The 14,968-nt window shown below is 63.0% G+C and carries 14 protein-coding genes; 9 read left to right on the top strand and 5 right to left on the bottom strand.

The annotated features are described in order from the left end of the window. The first annotated feature begins 169 nt into the window (after positions 1–169). A complete protein-coding gene (locus ABHM97_RS02200) occupies positions 170–937 on the top strand; it encodes a DeoR/GlpR family DNA-binding transcription regulator (RefSeq protein ID WP_349469418.1) in 768 nt (255 codons plus the stop codon). Continuing rightward, on the top strand, positions 934–2,121 hold the full coding sequence (locus tag ABHM97_RS02195) for an MFS transporter (RefSeq protein ID WP_235518147.1): 1,188 nt from the start codon (positions 934–936) through the stop codon (positions 2,119–2,121). Before ABHM97_RS02200 ends, ABHM97_RS02195 begins: the two co-directional genes overlap by 4 nt. A gap of 1 nt (position 2,122) precedes the next feature. Here ABHM97_RS02195 and ABHM97_RS02190 read toward each other — a convergent pair whose 3' ends face one another. After that, positions 2,123–2,770 (bottom strand): phosphatase PAP2 family protein, encoded by a 648-nt coding sequence (locus ABHM97_RS02190; RefSeq protein ID WP_349469417.1) that lies wholly within the window; start codon positions 2,768–2,770, stop codon positions 2,123–2,125. Between the two features lie 60 nt (positions 2,771–2,830). Here ABHM97_RS02190 and ABHM97_RS02185 point away from each other — a divergent pair, with 60 nt between their 5' ends. The 5 genes from ABHM97_RS02185 to ABHM97_RS02165 all read left to right on the top strand — a co-directional run bounded on the left by ABHM97_RS02185 (position 2,831) and on the right by ABHM97_RS02165 (position 8,271). Further along, positions 2,831–4,333, top strand: coding sequence for a bifunctional phosphatase PAP2/diacylglycerol kinase family protein (locus ABHM97_RS02185; protein WP_349469416.1), 1,503 nt, complete (start codon positions 2,831–2,833; stop codon positions 4,331–4,333). A 151-nt stretch (positions 4,334–4,484) separates the two neighbouring features. Next, positions 4,485–5,429, top strand: coding sequence for an ABC transporter ATP-binding protein (locus tag ABHM97_RS02180; RefSeq protein ID WP_349469415.1), 945 nt, complete (start codon positions 4,485–4,487; stop codon positions 5,427–5,429). A 2-nt stretch (positions 5,430–5,431) separates the two neighbouring features. Further along, complete coding sequence (locus ABHM97_RS02175) at positions 5,432–6,283, top strand: ABC transporter permease (RefSeq protein WP_349469414.1); 852 nt, start codon at positions 5,432–5,434, stop codon at positions 6,281–6,283. Between the two features lie 9 nt (positions 6,284–6,292). Then, a complete protein-coding gene (locus ABHM97_RS02170; protein ID WP_235518156.1) occupies positions 6,293–7,582 on the top strand; it encodes a sensor histidine kinase in 1,290 nt (429 codons plus the stop codon). Next, positions 7,579–8,271 carry a response regulator gene (locus ABHM97_RS02165; RefSeq protein WP_235518157.1) on the top strand — a complete coding sequence of 231 codons (693 nt, stop codon included), beginning with the start codon at positions 7,579–7,581 and terminating at the stop codon, positions 8,269–8,271. Before ABHM97_RS02170 ends, ABHM97_RS02165 begins: the two co-directional genes overlap by 4 nt. Here the strand turns inward: ABHM97_RS02165 and ABHM97_RS02160 are convergent. After that, positions 8,265–8,447, bottom strand: a complete 183-nt coding sequence (locus tag ABHM97_RS02160) for an HAD hydrolase-like protein (RefSeq protein ID WP_349469534.1) — start codon at positions 8,445–8,447, stop codon at positions 8,265–8,267. The two genes, ABHM97_RS02165 and ABHM97_RS02160, sit on opposite strands and share 7 nt — an antisense overlap. A 434-nt stretch (positions 8,448–8,881) precedes the next feature. Between ABHM97_RS02160 and ABHM97_RS02155 the strand changes: the two genes are divergently transcribed. Beyond that, on the top strand, positions 8,882–9,331 hold the full coding sequence (locus ABHM97_RS02155; protein WP_235518158.1) for an Lrp/AsnC family transcriptional regulator: 450 nt from the start codon (positions 8,882–8,884) through the stop codon (positions 9,329–9,331). A 1-nt stretch (position 9,332) separates the two neighbouring features. On the opposite strand, the gene ABHM97_RS02150 is transcribed toward ABHM97_RS02155, so the two are convergent. Genes ABHM97_RS02150 through ABHM97_RS02140 form a run of 3 tightly spaced genes read right to left on the bottom strand, consistent with a single transcriptional unit; the run spans position 9,333 to position 13,187 of the window. Then, a complete protein-coding gene (locus tag ABHM97_RS02150) occupies positions 9,333–10,685 on the bottom strand; it encodes an aspartate ammonia-lyase (protein WP_502921244.1) in 1,353 nt (450 codons plus the stop codon). 32 nt (positions 10,686–10,717) lie between these two features. Further along, positions 10,718–12,148 carry an aldehyde dehydrogenase family protein gene (locus tag ABHM97_RS02145; RefSeq protein WP_349469412.1) on the bottom strand — a complete coding sequence of 477 codons (1,431 nt, stop codon included), beginning with the start codon at positions 12,146–12,148 and terminating at the stop codon, positions 10,718–10,720. After that, positions 12,141–13,187 (bottom strand): homoserine dehydrogenase, encoded by a 1,047-nt coding sequence (locus ABHM97_RS02140; protein WP_349469411.1) that lies wholly within the window; start codon positions 13,185–13,187, stop codon positions 12,141–12,143. Before ABHM97_RS02140 ends, ABHM97_RS02145 begins: the two co-directional genes overlap by 8 nt. Before the next feature lie 287 nt (positions 13,188–13,474). Here ABHM97_RS02140 and ABHM97_RS02135 point away from each other — a divergent pair, with 287 nt between their 5' ends. After that, positions 13,475–14,917 (top strand): amino acid permease, encoded by a 1,443-nt coding sequence (locus ABHM97_RS02135; RefSeq protein WP_349469410.1) that lies wholly within the window; start codon positions 13,475–13,477, stop codon positions 14,915–14,917. Positions 14,918–14,968: the final 51 nt, after the last annotated feature.

Here is a 14,968-nt window from a genome sequence, read left to right as displayed (position 1 = left end):
ATCCCGCCCCCTTCACCCGAACGCTCCTGCAGCAGCTGCAGGAGCGTTCGGGTTTAACGGGTGGGATGTGAGAGAGCGTTGGGGTTTAACGGGTGGGGTGTGAGAGAGGGTTTGTGTTCAAATGATCACTCGGGGTGATTAAATGCGCACTCCTTGCTACGGTTGATGAATGGGAACTGCCGACCGCCACCGGCTCATCGGTGAACTGCTGCGCACACGCGAAGAAGCCACAGTCGATGAGCTCGTGGAGGCCACAGGGGCGTCGGGCGCCACGATCCGCCGCGACCTGGAGATTCTCGCAGCCAACGGTGTCCTGAAGCGCGTCCACGGCGGAGCCCGCAGCTTGCTGGCGCGCGGAGACAACCCCGGCTACGGGCAACGCGAACTGGAAGACCACGACGCCAAGATACGCATCGCCGCAGCAGTGGACGCACTCCTGAAGGACAGGGAGCACGTGTGGCTGGACAGCGGCTCGACAGCCACGGAGATCGCACGCAGCCTCAGCACGCGCGAGCTTACTGTCATGCCCATGTCCCTTCACGGTGTTGACGCTCTGACCCGCGTCAAGGATGGCCGCTCACCCCAGCTGATCCTCCCCGGCGGAAGTCTTGTCCCGGGTGAGCAATCCTTCCGGGGACCCATGACGGAAGCCAACATCCGCTCGCTGAGGTTCGACACCGCCGTCGTAACCCCGTGTGCCCTCAACCTCAAGGACGGCCTCCTGGCCCACGACCTTGACGATGCCGCCGTGAAACGTGCCGGCCTGGAGTCGGCGGCGCGTGTGATCGTGGCGTCGGCCGGCAGCAAATGGAATGCCAGCGCGGTTGCCCTGGTGTCGGCCATGGACACCGTGGATGTCATCGTCACAGACTTTGCACCATCCCCCGAAGATCTTGCCCGGCTCAACAAACTCTCCGTGGAAGTTGTGATTGCATGACCACCAGCATCAAAAGCTCCAAAAGCGTCAACGCCGCCGCGGTGGCGACGTTCCTGATCTTCGGCATGAACGGCCTGGTCTTTGCCAGTTGGGCCGCCCGCATTCCGGCCGTTACCGAAGCCCTCAGCCTCACATCGGGCCAGATGGGAACCTTGCTGCTCTGCACCGCCGTCGGATCCTTGCTTGCGCTGCCCTCCGCGGGCTGGGTGGTGGGCAGGATCGGTACAGCGAATACGGTCCGGGTGGCCGGCATCGTGGCTGGCGCCGCGGGAGCGGCCATCGCTTTCTCGCTGATGGCCGCCTCGGTCCCGGCCACCGCCATTGCGCTGTTCTTTTTCGGCATCGGAATCGGCCTCTGGGACGTCGCCCAGAACATTGAAGGCGCAGATGTCGAGCACAGGCTCAAGCGCACCATCATGCCCCAGTTCCATGCCGCCTTCAGCGGCGGCGCGTTCGTGGGGGCGTTGATTGGGGCAGGTTTGTCGAAGCTGGGTGTCGGGCTTCCGGAACACCTGCTGGTTATCGCGGCCATCGCCGTCGCCCTCGCGCTGACGGTCCCCAAGTTCTTCCTGCCGCACGAGGTCGCGGAAACGCACGACGACGGCGCTCCCCTTGAGAAGGGACCCTCGGCTTGGCGGGATGGCAGGACGCTGCTCATAGGCATCGTGGTCCTGGGTGCGACGCTGACCGAAGGCGCCGGCAACGACTGGATCGCCAAGGCAACCGTGGACGGTCTGGGAGCTACCGAATCAACCGGAGCACTCCTCTTCGCCCTCTTCGTGGCGGCAATGACACTGATGCGGTTCCTCGGCGGGAAAGCGATCGACAAATTCGGCCGGGTTGCTGTCCTTCGTGCAAGCATGGCTGCAGCCGCAGCAGGCCTGGCGTTGTTTGTTTTCGCGGACAACGTGTTCCTCGCAGGCGTCGGGGCGGCGTTGTGGGGTGTCGGTGCGGCACTGGCCTTCCCCATGGGAATGTCCGCGGCAGCTGACGACCCCAAGCATGCCGCCGCCCGTGTTTCCGTGGTGTCCACCATCGGGTACGTCGCATTCCTCGCCGGACCACCGCTCCTTGGTTACCTCGGCGACCATACGGGAATCCATCTGGCCCTCCTGGCCATCGGAGCACCTATTCTGCTTGCCCTGCTCCTGGCTGGCGTCGCAAAGCCCCTGCGGACCAAATAGCTTACCCGTCCGATCCTGCGTTCTCGGCAATGCATGAACGGCCGAACCGCCACCACAAAAGGAGCACCACCCCAGAGGCCAGGCAGGCTGCACCAAGCACATCACTGAGCCAGTGGGCGGAGAGGTAGGTCCGGCTGATCATCATGGCGATCACCCCGACCATGGCCAGCAGGGTCACCCACCAGCGTCCGAGCAGGATCACCACAACCACCAGGAGCGCGGTGGTCGCCGATACATGCCCGGAAGGGTATGAACCCGTATCTGTCAGGACTCTGGCGCCCTCCGGACGCTGCCTGCCCACAAGGACCTTGGCCAGTTGGGTGAGTGCCAGCGCAGCTACGCCTGAGGTCAGGGCGAAAGTGGCCGTCAGCGGCCGGCGCCACACCAGGAGTGCTGCGGCCAGCAGCGCGTGGAGCACCAACATGCCCACATATCCGATGCTGTTGAGGAAGGCGTTGAGTCCGTCCCAAAACGGCGAGTGAAGCGTCGAGACGAAGGCCTGCCACCAGACGTCCACGGGTTTAAAAATGGGCTCAGCGTGCCCAACCAGGAGCATGATCCCAAGGACGGTGAAGGCGCTGAAGAGAAGGGCGCCAGTGAGGGCCGGTTGCCAGCCCGGCCGCTCGCTTGGGTGAAGGACACGGATCATGCCTAATGGTAGTCATCGCACCGTTCCCCTTTCGGGCGGATAGGGCGTTAGTGTGTTGGGATGCGAGGCTTCGTGGGCAAAGGCCCCAAAAAGGTGGCACTGTTGGACCGCTTCCTGGTGGGGGCTGTGTCCCGGCAACCCCAAGGCGATCACGACGTCTTCTTCCGGCGGCTCTCAGCGGCGGCGACCAAGGGCAAGCTGTGGTTTGGTATTGCGGGAGTCATGGCCGCGTTTCCCGGTAAACCACGCAGGGCAGCCCTTCATGGCGTGCTTGCCTTGGGCGTTGCTTCCGGCGTCACCAACGTGATCTTCAAGCGGCTACTCCCCCGGAGGCGCCCGCTTCCTGAGCACCTGCCGCTCTTCCGTTTCGTGAACCCGCAGCCGACCAGTTCATCGATGCCGTCCGGCCACTCTGCGTCCGCGGTAGCCTTCGCTGTCGGTGCCGGCATTGTGTCTCCTGCCTTTGGACTTGGCTTGGCCCCGATCGCAGCAGGGGTGGCGTACTCCCGCGTTCACACAGGTGCCCACTGGCCCTCCGATGTGGTGCTGGGTTCCGCCTTGGGGGCAGGCGCCGCATGGGCAACCCGCAAATGGTGGCCGGCGCGGCCTGCCGAACCGACCCCCCACCGCACGCCGGTTGAGGCCCCCGCAATCAGCGACGGCGAGGGGCTCAGCATCGGGGTCAACGTCATGGGCGGTTCGTACACCCCTGAAACGGGAGAACTCCTAAGGGAAATATTCCCCAAAGCTTATATACAGGAAATTTCCGAAGGTGAGGACATAGCTGCCGAGATGGAAGCCGCGGCCACCCGGCCCGGCACCGTAGCGCTGGGTGTCTGGGGCGGAGACGGAACGGTGGGCACTGCGGCCGCTGTCGCCGTCGAGCATTCACTCCCACTCCTGGTACTCCCCGGCGGAACCCTGAACCACTTCGCCAGGGACCTCGGAACCAGCTCGATCGATGACGCCCTTGAAGCCGTGACCAAAGGGCAGGCAGCAGCCGTCGACCTTGGGCACGTGGTGGTCCAGCGCGGCTTGCCCGACACGCCGGAGACCTCCGAGGTGGCCATGCTGAACACCGCCAGCGTAGGCGTCTATCCCAACCTTGTGCGCCGCAGGGAGCGGCTCGAACCGGCCATGGGAAAGCCCTTGGCCGGTGTGGTGGCGTCACTGCGCACGTTCGGCGTGAACTCGCCAACCACCCTCACTGTGGACGGCGTGAAACACAAACTCTGGATTCTCTACATGGGCCGGGGAAGGTTCTACCCCAGGGACCATGCACCACTTCGCAGGCCGGTGCTGGATGACGGGGTATTCGACCTGCGTATGATCACAGCGGACGAGCCCTTCGCCCGGGCGCGACTGCTGTGGGCGGTCGTGACCGGCACAGTCTCCGCCTCAAAGGTCACCCACCTCACCGAAGCCACCGACGTCACAGTGGAAGCAATTGGACAGCCGCTGGTCCTGGCGGTCGACGGCGAACCCAAACCGGGCGTTCGCAGCGCCACGTTCAGCGTCAAGCAGCGGGAACTCCGGGTGTACTCACCGCTGCCTGCAGAGTAGCGCTGTCAGGAGTCATCCGGGAGGACTACCCTGACTGGACCCTGAATCATCCCTGAGACAGGCGATTTGCGCTCCCTTCGTGAGTAGCGTGGTGAGTACATTCAAAACTCATCTGCACACAAGTGTTGTGCTCCGAGGAGGGAACGCTTCCATGATCGAAGCAAAAGGCCTGACCAAGGTCTACGGCGAGAAGACCGCCGTCGGCGGTGTCAGTTTCACTGTCCAGGCCGGACGTGTGACGGGCTTCCTGGGCCCGAACGGTGCCGGCAAGTCCACCACCATGCGCATGATCATGGGACTGGATGCTCCGACGTCGGGTTCCGTGACGGTGAACGGTGAGCCGTTCGTACAGCACAAGGCACCATTGCGTGAGATCGGTGCCCTCCTGGACGCCAAGGCAGTCCACACCAGCCGCACCGCCTACAACCACCTGCTTGCGATGGCCGCGACGCACAGCATTCCGAAAAGCCGGGTGCGCGAAGTCATCGAAATGACCGGTTTGGGTGACGTTGCCAAGAAGAAGGTCAAGGGTTTCTCGCTTGGAATGGGTCAGCGCCTCGGGATCGCCGCCGCGCTGCTGGGCGATCCGCAGACCATCATCCTGGATGAGCCGGTGAACGGCCTCGATCCAGAAGGCGTGGTCTGGGTCCGTAACCTGGTCAAGTACCTGGCCTCGGAAGGCCGCACAGTCTTCCTGTCCAGCCACCTCATGAGTGAAATGGCGCTCACGGCAGACCACCTGATCGTCATCGGCCGCGGCAAAATCATTGCCGACGCCCCCATCGCAGACATCATCTCGGGCAAGGGCCAGGTACGGACACGTGTCCGTACCGACCAGCCGGAACGGCTCATGCAGCTGCTCGCCGGAACCGGAGTCTCCGTGGAAGTCCACGAACGCGAGCTTCTGGAAGTTTCCGGCCTGGATCCCCGTGGGATCGCCCGGGCGGCCCTGGACAACCAGGTCATGGTCTACGAGCTGACCCCGCTCCAGGCGAGCCTGGAAGAGGCTTACATGGAACTGACCAAGGACGAGGTCGAATACCACTCGCACATCAGCGCCGGGGCCTCGGTTCCCGCTCAGGCCGGAGGGAAATAGACATGAGCACCACCACTTTGGACCGTAAGTCCATCCGCAACTCCGTGGGTCCGGGACCGGCCTTCCACCGCGTCCTCAACTCGGAATTCATCAAGTTCCGCACTTTGATGTCCACGCTGATCCTGCTGGCTTCCACCGCAGTGGTGATGGTGGGCTTCTCCGCCCTTGGCGCGTGGGGAACCGGCCAAATCACCAAGCAGGCGGCGGAGGATCCCCAGGCCGCTGCAGCGATCGCCGCACAGGGTGGGGACCTGGCTGTGACGGTACCTACGTCCGGCATCGTGTTTGCCCAGTTGATTCTTGGTTCCCTGGGCGTGCTGCTCATGAGCTCCGAATTCACCACGGGGATGGCCCGCTCCACCTTCGCAGCTGTACCCCGGCGGCTGTCTCCGTTCCTGGCAAAGCTCGTTGTGGTGATGGTGAGCGCTTTCGTCCTCACCGCAGTGGCGACCTACGTTGCCGGACTTGTGGCGCTGCCCATCCTGAACAACTACGATCTCAAACTTGACCTCGCCAGCTCACAATCGGTCAAGCTCCTGCTGGTCAACAGCATCTACGTGGCGGCCGTGGCAGCCATCGGCATGGCCCTGGGCACCCTGGTCCGGAACTCGGCCGGCGGCATCATGAGCCTGGTGGGACTGTTCTTCGTGGCGCCCATCGCCTTCCAGCTGATACCCGGCGATTTCTTCAAAGAGGCCAGCAAGTACCTTCCCGGCAACACCATCAGCCCGCTGACCGCCGTCGAGCACGTCCCGGACACGCTTGAGGCGTGGCAGGCCGGACTGGTCCTGGGCGCTTGGGTAGTGGTGCCGGTGGCCCTGGCCATGATCCTGCTGAAGAAGCGGGACGTCTAGGCTCGATCCATGACTGAAGCTCTGCAGGCGAAGGACGCGTCGGCCACCCTGGCTGACGCGTCCTTCGCTGAAATCGCCCAGCGCCGCAGGGGCAGGCTCCGCCGGTACTTCTACAAGCACCCACTGGCGATGGATGCCGTGGTGGTGCTCTGCTACGTGTTGCTTGCCCTCCCCACCATCATCACCTCGGTCATCGACTCCAAATGGTTCGTGGTGGCGCTGTTGCTGATGATCGCCGTGGCCTTGGTCTTCAGGCGCCGATACCCCGTGCCGGTGGTAGCCGCCGTCGCACTTCTGGAAGTTGCGGCAGCCATCGTGAACCCGTGGGGTTCGAACGTCTCGGTGGGGCTATGGTTCGCCCTTTATGCGCTGGCCTCGCTCAAGCGCCGGGCGGTTGCGCTGGTGGTTTTTGCCGTTGCCAGCCTGCCGCTCAGCCTGCTCTACCTGTTCATGTGGACAAGTCCGAGCCAGATGAACACGCTGCAGGAAGTCCCCGAGAACTTCCACCTGATCAACAACATTGCCACGGCAATAACCATCATGCTCTCCAACCTCCTGGCTACCGGGATCGGCATTTCAGTGCGCCAACGCAGGGAACATGAGGGAGAGATTGCCGCCTGGGCTGCAAGGACCACCCAGTTGGGCAAAGTTACTGAACGAAACCGGATTGCGCGCGAGATGCACGACGTCGTGGCCCACTCCCTGACGGTGATGATCAGCCTGTCCGACGGCGCAGCCGTAGTGGTCAAGAAAGACCCGGAACGGGCGGGCGAAGTCCTGAACGAACTGTCGCGGACCGGTCGGGCGGCCCTGGCTGACATGCGTCGCGTGTTGGGCGTACTGCGTGACGATTCGGGGCGGCCGGCGCCCCTCGCGCCTCTGGAGTCGGGTCATAACCTGGCAAACCTCCTGGAGGGATTCCGGACCGCCGGGCTCCCGCTGCATTACGCGCACACGGGTCCGGGATTGCCGTCCGATCCGGCGTTCCAGATCACCGTCTACAGGATCGTGCAGGAGTCGCTCACCAACGTCCTGCGATACGGCCGCTCGCTCAGCCGGGTTGACGTGCAGGTGGCGCGCGACGGCGATTTGGTCACCATCGACGTCAACGACGACGGCCGCGGAACCCGCGACGGCGGCAGCGAACCCGCAGGCAGCCTGGGCACTGGGCAGGGAATCGCCGGAATGAATGAACGCGCCGGAATCTATGCTGGAATCGTTACTGCCGGTCCAGGAAAAAGGGGTGGTTGGGCGGTCCACGCCGAGCTCCGCTGGAACGGCGACAAGGGGGAATCATGACAGGTGACATCATCAAAGTGCTGCTGGTGGACGATCAGCCGCTGCTGCGGATGGGCTTCCGGCTCATCCTGGAAGGCGAAGCCGACTTCACGGTAGTGGGCGAGGCTTCGGATGGCTTGGAGGCCGTCCGGCAGGTTGAGGCGCTTCAGCCCGACGTTGTGCTGATGGATGTCCGCATGCCCGCCATGGACGGGATTGAGGCGACACGTCGCATCTCCAGTTCGGGGTCGGATGCGCGGGTCATCATCCTCACCACTTTCGATCTCGACGAGTACGCCTTCAGCGGCTTGCAGGCCGGGGCATCGGCATTCCTGCTCAAGGACGTGGCCCCGGCTGAGTTGGTCCACGCTGTGCGCCTCGTAGCCAGCGGCGATGCCGTGGTGGCCCCGCGGGTGACCCAGAGACTCTTGGAAACGTACGTCCGTGGAGGAGCCCTGCCCGGCCATTCAGCCAGCCCGCACCGGGATCCGCTCCTGGACGAGCTCACCCCGCGCGAAACCGAGATCCTTACTACCATCGCCGAGGGCCTGTCCAATGCGGAGATCGCCCACAAGTTCTTCCTCTCCGAGGCCACCGTCAAAACCCACGTCCGCCGGATCCTGAGCAAGCTGCAACTGCGGGATCGGGTGCAGGTCGTGGTCTATGCCTACGAAACCGGCCTGGTGGTGCCGAGCAACCCGGACTACTGACCCGTTGTCGAATCCTGCATGGTTCCTTGGAGCAACGGTAAGAGCCCACTGGGAGACGAAGCTGCAGCAATGGCGTTCGCGGATTCGTGTGGCTCGCCGTAGCCCCAGAGCGCAAAAACGGTTGGCATCCCGAGTGTGGCCGCTCCCTCGACGTCGTATATGCGGTCGCCCACCATGACCGGCCGCGAGGTGTCGACGCCGCGTGAGCGGAGCCTCCGCACGACTCCGCGATCACAGCGTCCTTCCGAGACCGCACCAAGGCATCCGAGGCGCCGCAGACATCCGTAAAGTAATGGTCCACGCCGAAATGCCGGGTGAGCCGGATGGCTTGATCTCCCACTTTTGACGTAGCCACGGCCATCGGCATGCCCAGTGAGTGCAACTGGTCCGGACCCGGGACGGTTGCTCCTACGGACGCCAGCGCTTCCGCCGCACTTGCCGTGACGCCCCTGGCCGAGTCCACCAGTGTTCCATCCATGTCGAACAAGACGCATGAGTAGCGTTCCGGCAGTGGTTTGTGGTGCTCGGGACGTATCATCTTCTTCGTGGCCTTTCGGTCAAAAGACAGGAGCCTCGGGGCTCCTGTCGGGTTATTTTTTGGAAGGGATTCATGGAGCGAGCGGGCCTCGACGGCATCGATCAGAGGATCCTTTCAGAACTCACCAGGAACGCCCGCGTACCGCACGCGGAGCTGGCAGGGAAGGTCCTGCTTTCCAGGAACGCTGTCCGTCAGCGGATCGAGCGCATGGAGCGGCAGGGTTACATCCAGGGCTATACCATCGTCGCCGGAGCCGAGACCCAGGATCTTGTGTCCGCATTCCTTATGGTCTACCGCAAGGACCGCATGCGGGGGGCCGATGTCCTGAGTGAGCTCAGGGCGATCCCCGAAGTCGTTCTCTGTGATGTCCTCAGCGGTGACTTTGATTTGATGGTTCGCGTCGAAGCCCGCTCCCACGGCAGGGTGCAGGAAATTTGGGAACAGATTTCTTCCCTCCCCGGTGTCACGGACACCGTCACGGCCATGACGTTATCGAATGTGATCCGGCGGGTGTCGCAGTAACTCAGCGTGCACGCGTGGAAGCTCCCTCCAGAATCAGTGCGGCAGCGTCCCGTTCCATGAGTCCCATCGACGTGACGGCGTCGATCACCGTTACGCGTCCCGTCAGCGCCCTGTTGGCCACCTCCGCCGCGGCGGCGTAGCCCAGGGCGGGTATCAGCGCGGTGGCCAGACCCGCCGATCCCGCGGCCCGCCCGCCAAGCAGGTCCTCGTTTGCCGTGATGCCCTGGATGCAGTGGGTCCTGAGGATCCGCGCGCCGTTGGTGAGCCAGGAAAAGCCCTGCAGCAACGCGTGAGCCATGACGGGTTCAAAGGCATTTAGTTGCAATTGGCCGTTGTCCGCGGCCATGGTGACCGTGGTGTCCGCACCCGCGACAGCAAAGGCGATCTGGTTCAGGGTCTCGGGAATAACCGGATTTACCTTGCCGGGCATGATCGATGATCCAGCCTGACGGGGTGGCAGTTGGATCTCCCCGAAGCCATTTTGCGGTCCGCTGGACAGCAACCTCAGGTCGCTGCTGATTTTGGAGATCTTGATGGCGGAGCGCTTCAGCATCCCGGACACATGCATGAAAACCCCGACGTCGGATGTCGCCTCGAGCAGGTCGGCCGCCGGTACCAGGGGCAGCCCGGTAATTTCGGTGAGGGCTTCCATAGCCCGCTCCCGGTAACCGGGCTCGGCAGTAATCCCTGTGCCGATCGCGGTGGCTCCCAGACTGCATTCGAGCATGAGCGCCGCGGACTCCCGCAACCTGCATCTGTCTTCTTCAATCGTGGCGGCGAAGGCCCCAAACTCTTGACCCAACGTCATGGGGACGGCGTCCTGCAGTTGGGTGCGCCCTATTTTGGCCACGTGGGCGAATGCTGCTCCCTTCTCCCGAATGGACTCCGTCAAGTGGCCGAGTTCGTGGTCGAGCTCCTGGACGGCGGTGATCAGTGCGAGCTTGATGGCCGTGGGGTAGACATCGTTGGTTGACTGGCATTTGTTCACGTGGTCGATGGGGTGCAGATGCTGGTAGCTGCCACGGGGATGCCCCATGGTTTCCAGCGCCAGGTTTGCGATCACTTCGTTGGCGTTCATGTTGGTGCTGGTACCCGCGCCGCCCTGGATCATGTCTACGCAGAAGTGCTGGTGGTGGTGCCCTTCTTCGATGTCCTGGCAGGCAAGGCCGATCGCGTCGGCCACGGCGGGTTCCAGCACCCCGAGGCTGGAGTTGGCGCGTGCCGCTGCCCGTTTTACCTGCGCCAGGGCCACGACCAGCCCGGGATACCGTGAGACAGGGGTCCCGCTGATGGGGAAATTGTCCAGGGCCCGGGCAGTGTGCACTCCCCACAGGGCGTCGGCGGGTATGCGCATGGACCCAAGGGAATCTGATTCGATTCGATACGTCATAGCCGGGCCGTGCTGTTCTTGATGCAGATGACCTTGGGCTGGGTCATCTCCTCGTAGGCGAAGTGAACGCCTTCACGGCCCAGGCTTCCGTACTTGAACCCGCCAAAGGGCATGCCGTCGAAGCGGTAGTCCGACGAGTCGTTGATCATGACACCACCGGCCTGGATCTCCTTGGCTGCCTTCATCGCGTCCCCAAGGGATGCAGTGAAGATTCCGGCATGGAGACTGAACTCGATGGAGTTGGCGATCCCGATCGCTTCCTCGAGGCTGTCCACAGGGCGGAGCATCACCAGAGGGCCGAATACTTCCTCAGACCACAACCGGCTGTCTTCCGGCACCTCCTCAAGAACCGTGGGGTGGAGGATGTTCCCGGTAGCCACGTTGCCTGTCAAGACAACGGCGCCGTGCTCCACTGCCTCGTGGACTTTCACCTGCACATCCTGCAGGGACCGGGGGGTGATCATGGGCCCTACGTCCGTCAGTTCATCGGACGGGTCGCCAACCACCAGTTCCTTGGTCGCGGCGATGAAGAGCTCCCGGAATTCGTCGTACACGAGTTTGTCCACCAGGATCCGTTGAACACCGACGCAGTTCTGGCCGGCGGCCCAGAAGGCACCGGAAACGCAGGATGCCACCGCTTCCTGGAGGTCTGCGTCCGCCATGATGATGACCGGTGCGTTGCCGCCCAGGTCCATGGAGAGCTTCTTGAGTCCGGCTGTCGAGGCGATGGCCTCTCCAGTGGAGAAGCCGCCGGTGAATGACACCATGCGCACGTCCCGGGCAGCGATGATCTTCTGGGCAATGTCGCGGTCCCCATGAACAACTGTGAGGACTTCCTGCGGGAGTCCGGCCTCCAGGAGTGCCTCGGTCAGCAGCTGTGCCGAAAGGGGCGTAAGGGCCGAGGGCTTGAGGATGACGGCGTTTCCGCCCGCGATGGCGGGTCCGATCTTGTGGGCTACAAGGTTGAGGGGGTCGTTGAAGGGCGTGATTGCAAGAATGATGCCCAGCGGCTCGCGCGAGAACCAACCAAGTCGGTCCTCTGATCCTTCGTAGGCGTCGAAAGGAACGACTTCACCGGCGTTGCGGCGCGTTTCTGCCGCCGACAGCCGCAGTGTGTTGACTGCGCGCAGAACCTCCTTGCGGGCCTGCCTTATGGTCTTGCCGGCCTCAGCGACGATGGTTTCGGCAAAGAGTTCGCCACGGTCTTCCACCAGGTTGGCAGCCCGATCGAGTATTTTTCCGCGCGCGTCACGGGACAGGCCCGCTGCCACTTTGGCACCCGCACGGGCAGCGTCCAGGACACTGTCGACGGCGGTGGCGTCGGTCAGCGGAACGGCGCCAACAACGCGCTGGTCGTAGGGGCTGGTGACGTTCTGGAACATTGGCAGGGCTGATGCCTCGACGGTGCTGGGTGCGGACTTAGGCATGGGAGAGAACCTCCGAGGTGTGGTGCATGGCGATGATGTCAGAGAGCAAGGCATAGGCAGTTTCGACGCGTCCGGCCCCGGGCCCGGAAACCATCACAGGGCCCAAAAGATCGGTGTTGAACGAAACCGCGTTGGTGGCGCCGGAGATTCCGGCAAGTTCATGGGTCAAGGGCACAGCTACGGCCTTCACGCCGGCTGTCACTGCCCCGTTCGCGGACCTCTTCGCGGAGCCGATGAGCTTCCAGCGGAGTCCTTGGCTGGCAGCATGCTCAATGTCATCGCGGCTAAGGGAGGAGATGCCCTCGCAGGAGACGTCCTGCAAGGTGATGTCTGCCCCGAGCAGTTGGTTGGCCAGGATGAGCACTTTGAGCCGGACATCGTAGCCCTCGATGTCTGCCGCAGGGTTGGCTTCTGCGTACCCCAGGTCCTGGGCTTCCCGAATAGCGGCGTCCAGGTCGAGGCCTGATTCCATGCGACCGAGCACGTAGTTGCTGGTTCCGTTCAGGATTCCTTCGAAGCCGTCGATCTTCAGGCCGGCAAACACCTTCTTGGCGAGGCGGATGACCGGGGTGCCACTCATGACTGCGCCTTCGAACTCGAAGTGGACCCCCTTGCTGGCGGCCAGCGCAGCAAGTTCAGGGCCTCGGAGTGCGACGGGTCCCTTGTTGGTTGTGCAGACGCTTTTGCCTGATTCCAGGGCCCATCGGACGTGCGAGACGGCAGGTTCGCCGTCGTCGGGATTTGTGAAGGTGGCTTCGCAGACGATATCTGCCGTGCAGGAACGGATCACGGCTTCGTTGTTGGTATCCCGGGAGCCGCCGTGGTCTGCAAACGTTTCGTTGGCGCCAAGGTTGAGTGCCATCTCAATGTCGATACCTTCGGCCTGGACCAGGGAGCCGAGCCTGAGATCGGTGATGGCCACAACCCTGAGGCCGAATCCCAATTCCGAGCGGAGGGCATCTCCGCGGGTGGCGATGATTTCGGCGAGTGTCCGGTTGACGCCGCCAAAGCCGATCAGCGCGAGGTCGTAGGTTTTCATGGTGCTCCTCAGGTTGGTGGAGGGGTGATGCTTCAATCCTGCGGGCCCCTGATATCCGTCCAGCCATGCTGAATCGCCCTAAAGAATGGGCAATCTGACCATTTGACTGCCGATCTGACTGCGGCCTCGGGCGGGATCTATGTGCGCTATACGCATTAACAAATGTTTTTAATGACCACTCAGCGGGATTCTGTGTTACCTTCATCACTACAAACGCCATCCCGGCACCCCGACCCCGGACTTCAAGGCGTACCGTTCGCATCCGACTCATATCCCGGAGACACCACATGGAATCTTCAGCACCCGTGCAACTTGACCATCAACCTGAGGCGCTCGACGCCCCGGCCGAAACCGGACTGCGCCGATCGATGGGGCCACGACACCTCATCATGATCGCGATGGGAGGTGTCATTGGATCCGGTTTGTTCCTGAGCTCCGGCTACACGATCTCCCAGGCCGGTCCCCTCGGGGCTGTCATCGCCTACTTGGTGGGTGCATTCGTGGTCTACCTCGTGATGGCATGCCTTGGCGAGTTGGCCATCGCCTACCCCGTCTCAGGTGCCTTCCACATTTACGCGTCCCGATCCATCGGCCCAGCCACCGGCTTTGCCACGGCTTGGCTCTACTGGCTCTGCTGGGCAGTGGCCATCGGCTCGGAATTCACGGCATCAGGGCTCCTCATGCAGCGCTGGTTTCCGGACGTCGAGGTGTGGGTGTGGTGCCTCGTCTTCGCAGCCATGCTGTTCGGATTCAATGCCGTATCTTCCAAGTTCTTCGGGGAATCCGAGTTCTGGTTCGCCATCATCAAAGTGGGCGCGATCATTGCCCTGATCGTGTTGGGTGGCGCAGCCCTTTTTGGATTCCATCCCCTCTCCGATTCCGGCAACCATCCCTTCCTGCTTGAGAACTTCAACACCTCCGGGGGATTGTTCCCCAACGGCTTTACCGGAGTCCTGGTGACAGCCCTGGCGGTCTTCTACGCCTTCTCCGGATCTGAACTCATTGGCGTGGCGGCCGGGGAGACAACTGATCCCGCGCGGAACATTCCCAAGGCAATGCGCAGCACAGTCATCCGGCTGCTGATCTTCTTTGTTGGTGCCATCGCGGTCATTGCCGCAACCGTCCCGTTTGACCAGGTGGGACTGGACGAGAGCCCCTTCGTGACAGTGTTCTCGTCCGTTGGAATTCCCTACGCCGCTGACATCATGAACTTCGTCATCATCACGGCCCTGCTGTCGGCCGGGAACAGCGGATTATTCTCCTGTGCCCGGATGCTCTACTCCTTGGCAGACGAGGGACATGCGCCGAAGGCCTTGAAAAGGCTCACCCGCCGGGGCATACCGCTTGTAGCTCTCTCGGTCAGCATGGTTGGCGGCCTTGCATCGCTGATCAGCAGCGTGGTTGCACCGGAAACCGTGTACCTCGCCTTGGTCTCCGTGGCCGGTTTCGCGGTCGTCGGTGTGTGGATGTCCATCACTGCGTCCCACTTCTTCCACCGCCGGGCCTTTGTGCGCAACGGCGGAAGCGTGAAGGACCTCGCCTACAAGGCACCCCTCTTCCCGTTGGTCCCGATCCTGGCCTTCGCGCTCTGCTTGTTTTCGCTGGTGGGCATTGCGTTTGACCCACAGCAGGTCGCCGCCCTGTACTTTGGTGTTCCTTTTGTCGGGGCTTGCTACGCCTACTTCCACTTCAGGTACCGCCGCCCCGCGAAGTCCAGTCCGGCGTCGTGAATCCACATCCACTGAGCCTTGGGGGAGGGGGCTCGAACCAAACGCAAAAGG

This window comes from Paenarthrobacter sp. CAP02 (genome assembly GCF_040137855.1).
In the GTDB taxonomy this organism is placed as follows: Bacteria; Actinomycetota; Actinomycetes; order Actinomycetales; family Micrococcaceae; genus Arthrobacter.
The sequence above is the reverse complement of the archived record's forward strand: the minus strand, read 5'-3'. Positions and strand labels throughout refer to the sequence as shown.